4 protein-coding genes are annotated in these 4,219 nt (G+C 40.3%); 3 read left to right on the forward strand and 1 reads right to left on the reverse strand.

All coding sequences use genetic code 11. The features are described from left to right. Positions 1-50: 50 nt before the first annotated feature. Both CK510_RS27010 and CK510_RS27015 read left to right on the forward strand, forming a co-directional pair. Entirely contained in the window at positions 51-1,217 is a 1,167-nt protein-coding gene (locus CK510_RS27010) for a glycoside hydrolase family 10-like protein (RefSeq protein WP_245912457.1), read from the forward strand. 209 nt (positions 1,218-1,426) lie between these two features. Further along, positions 1,427-1,969, forward strand: a complete 543-nt coding sequence (locus CK510_RS27015) for a GNAT family N-acetyltransferase (protein WP_095724603.1) — start codon at positions 1,427-1,429, stop codon at positions 1,967-1,969. Positions 1,970-2,412: 443 nt separating this feature from the next. Here the strand turns inward: CK510_RS27015 and CK510_RS27020 are convergent, their stop codons facing one another. Continuing rightward, complete coding sequence (locus tag CK510_RS27020) at positions 2,413-3,180, reverse strand: hypothetical protein (RefSeq protein WP_095724600.1); 768 nt, start codon at positions 3,178-3,180, stop codon at positions 2,413-2,415. A gap of 207 nt (positions 3,181-3,387) precedes the next feature. On the opposite strand from CK510_RS27020, the gene pgeF reads away from it, so the two are divergent. Beyond that, entirely contained in the window at positions 3,388-4,206 is an 819-nt protein-coding gene (gene pgeF / locus CK510_RS27025) for a peptidoglycan editing factor PgeF (RefSeq protein ID WP_095724601.1), read from the forward strand. Positions 4,207-4,219: the final 13 nt, after the last annotated feature.

Raw genomic sequence — 4,219 nt, forward strand, 5'->3', positions numbered from 1 at the left:
TTCCCCAGTTCCTCCAAGCAGAACCTGTTCCAATCCCCATACCACAACCAATTCCTCAAGAACCAGAATATCCTTCTCCAACGGTTCAACCGATTCCAGTACCACAACCAATTCCTCAACCGATTCCCCAACCCATTCCTCAGAAACCTAGACAGGAAATTCGGGGAGTTTGGATGACAAATAATGACTTGGATGTACTGCGCGATCGCACTCAACTGAATCAAGCCATAACTCAGCTAAAACGGCTCAATTTCAATACTGTTTACCCTGTAGTCTACAATTCAGGCTACGTAATGTACCCTAGCGCTGTAGCTCAAAGTCGAAACATCCAGCCTTTTGTATATAAAGGTACGGAAGGACAGGATATGATTGCCGATGTCATCAACCAGTCACATCGTCAAGGTTTGTTAGCAATTCCCTGGTTTGAATTTGGTTTTATGGCTCCTGAAACCTCAGAGTTAGCCTTAAATCATCCCAACTGGTTAACACAAAAACGCGATGGCAGCAAAACATCAATTAGTGCTGCGGGAGAGGTTGCATGGCTGAATCCTTTCCATCCTGAAGTGCAAAAATTTATCAGCGATTTGGTATTAGAAATCGTCACCAAATACGATGCTGATGGTATCCAATTTGACGACCACATGAGTTTACCCCAGGATTTTGGGTTTGATAGATATACCCTAGCGTTATATACTCAAGAAACCGGGAAACCAGCCCCAACAAATCCTCAAGACCAAGCCTGGATACGTTGGCGTGCTGATAAGATTACAGCATTCATGTTGCAGCTAAATCAAGCCGTCAAAGCCAGAAAACCAAATGCGATTTTCTCGGTTTCTCCTAATTATTACGATTTTGCCTATAAATTTCAACTCCAAGATTGGCTGAACTGGGTACGTTTAGGTATTGTCGATGAGTTAGTCATGCAAGTATATCGCGACGATTTGCAGTCGTTTAGTGCCAAACTCAACCGTCGAGAAATTTTAGAGACGCAGCGATTAATACCTACAGGCATAGGTATTATGGCAGGATTGCGAACTCGTCGAGTACCAATTCAACAAGTTCAATCCCAGGTACGAGCAGCACAGGAACGGGGATTAGGTGCAGTATTCTTCTACTATGAAAGTCTGTGGGATTCTGGTCCAGAAAATCCCAGCGATCGGCAAACTGGATTCCAAGCAATGTTCCCGAATCCTGCACTTCGCGCTAGGGCTGAGTGATAATTTAAAATTAAAAAATCAGGTTCCTGACTTCTGACAAGAAGTTGGGAATTTTGTTGTTAGCATGGAATTTTTATTATGGTACTTTTTGATTGGATGCAAAATAAATATAGGCAAAATATGGGCAAAATAAATGAGGGCAAACAGCCGTGGGTTCCCCTACGGGATTGGTTAAAACATGTATTTTTTAATAACTATTTTCTATGCAAATACAAATACCTAAAATTATCACTAAACGCCTTATTTTAAGAGGATTTGAGGAAAAAGATTTAGATGCATACGCGGAAATGGGCGGCGATTCCGAGGTCATGCGCTACATCGGGACTGGACAAATTTTATCGCGTTCTGAGTCGTGGCGAAATATGGCAATGATATTGGGACATTGGCAATTGCGTGGTTATGGAATGTGGGCAGTTGAAGAACGTCAAAGCGGTGAAATGATTGGTAGAGTAGGCTGTTGGCAACCCGAAGGTTGGATTGGTTTGGAGATTGGTTGGACGATACGACGGGCATTTTGGAGACAAGGATTTGCAACGGAAGCCGGAAAAATTGCGATCGCATATGCTTTTAATGAGTTACAGGAAACCCATGTTATTAGTTTAATTCATCCTGAAAACATAGCTTCTCGACGTGTTGCTAAAAAATTAGGTGAGAAATTGCAAGCTTCCACGGAAGTCATGGGAAAGGAAGCACTGGTTTTTGGGATTAGTCATGAGGAATGGAAAATTAAATCACAAGCTGTATTTTCATAAATGTCTGTTATTTAACCCACATTCCGCACGTCAACTTGTAGTATGCCTAGTAGTACGAAAATTTGGGGTAGGCTTGCGTTTGATTTCAATATAAATACTTGATTTGTTCAATCCAAGCGTTCGTAAAACTACTCATTTTTTGTAATCATTACGTATTACATAATGAAGTGCGAAATGTGGGATTTAAGGGAATACCAAAAAAATTATCCCCAATCGTAGGGGCGGGGTTTTCCCGCCCTTATAATTGATATAGTTGATAAATTTGTGACTGGAATATTTTGTGTTTGGAAGTCACTAAAATAAGTTATATGGGGATTTAGAAACACAAGTTTAATGACCTTCAATTCTTATTGAATTTGGAATGGTGCGTTACGCTACGCTAACACACCCTACTTTTACACTTTATTTAATCCAAATTTTTAGAGGCAAAATTAGTCGAGCAATTAGATTTTATTTGTCGCAGTTTGACGAATAGAATACTCTTTATCTGCCGCTAATTTTTCCAATACAAAACTAGGAGTATTAGAGTTTTTAGCTACTGCCAAACGTACATCATAATCATCGTGATTAGCTAATTTACCTAATAAATAATCTGGTGTTTGCGGATTTTGAGCAACACCAAGCGATAAAAGCCAATAGTAATTATTTTGATTCTTGATAGCGCAAATTTTTTCTAAAATTTCAGCAGGAGTCTTCGCATTAACTGAAATTCCCCGTAATACCGCAGCTTCCAGACTCGATAGTACTGTTTTTTCGGCAATATCCAGCATTTTATTTGCAATTTTTTGTAAACAATTAGCAGGAATCATCGGGTTTTCGACTAATTGCCGTAACGTTTCTACATAACTATCAGCAGTTAATTCTTCGAGAACCTTAACAGATGTATTGGCATTACCTGCAACTTGCGATCGCACATCATCAGACTCATTAAAAGCTAATTTTTCCAATACTTCCACTGGAGTATTTGGATTTGCAGCCAAGTAAAAGCGAATTTGTTCTTCTACATCATTACCTAGCTTTGCTAATGCTGTTACCGGAGTATTAAAATGCGTAGCGACTGCACGACGCACGTAAAAATCTTGATGATTTGCTAACTGTTCCAGCATGTCAGCATCAGTATCAGAACCGTTCGCTAAATTACGGCTAGCAATTTTATCGTGAATCGATTCACTCTGAAGGTCAAACCCATAAGGTGTTGCAGCTGTGTTCATATACAATTAAGAATTAATGACAATGACGCTCTAGTTATAGAGTTCCCCCAATTGTCATAAAAATAACTGCATATTTAAACAATCTTTAAGAACGTATTTATAAACACATAAAGATAAACACATAAAGGAAAAGACTTAAACCGACTCCGCAATTTCAAGTTAGACTAAAGCTTGCAAAATTTAATTGTATATTTTAGTGAGTTGACAATGCACACTTGGCACTGGCGCACTTGGCAGGATTTGCCTTATCTCACTTGCAGTATGCTGGAAGCTTTTCCACATGGCTTTTTTACACAGCAGTTTCTTGGCAAGCCTCCACAGGAATTAACTCAGGTGTTACAACCTCAAGCATCCGGGTATCGTTTAAAACAGGTTCACGGCAATATTGTTTTAACTCCACAGGAAATAATAGACAAGTTAGCGAATGGTGGTGATGATGATGTTGAGGGGGAAGGAGATACTAAACTTGTACATGGTGATGGTATTGCTAGTCACATTCCCCAGCAAGCTGTGTGGGTTGCGAGTGCTGATTGTACCCCCGCGTTGATTGCTGATATCAAGACTGGTGCTGTGGCTGCTGTACATGCTGGTTGGCGTGGTACTGCCAAGAAAATTGTCCCGATCGCAATTTCCCGTTTGCTTTCCCAAGGTAGCAATCTCCAAGACATTCGAGTAGCATTAGGTCCTGCGATCGCGGGGCAAGTATACCAAGTTTCTACTGAGACTGCTGCTGAAGTTGGTACAAGTATTTTCCCAGAAACTAACACAGAAAGTATTATCGAAAGTTTGATGGAGCAGCCGAATCCACCTATTTTACCCGATACTGAAGCGGGAAAAGTCCGTTTAGACGTGCGACGGGTGAATGTAATGCAAATGGAAAGTATGGGAATTAGCCCAGAACAAATTGCGATCGCGCCTTATTGTACTTTCCAAACTCCCGAATATTTCTTTTCCTATCGTCGCCAAAAGGAGAAAAAAATTCAATGGTCAGGGATAGTAAGTACATTGCCGACGGTTAAAACCTGACTGAATATAGAAC

This window comes from Brunnivagina elsteri CCALA 953, from assembly GCF_002289455.1.
GTDB classification, from domain to species: domain Bacteria; phylum Cyanobacteriota; class Cyanobacteriia; order Cyanobacteriales; family Nostocaceae; genus Brunnivagina; species Brunnivagina elsteri.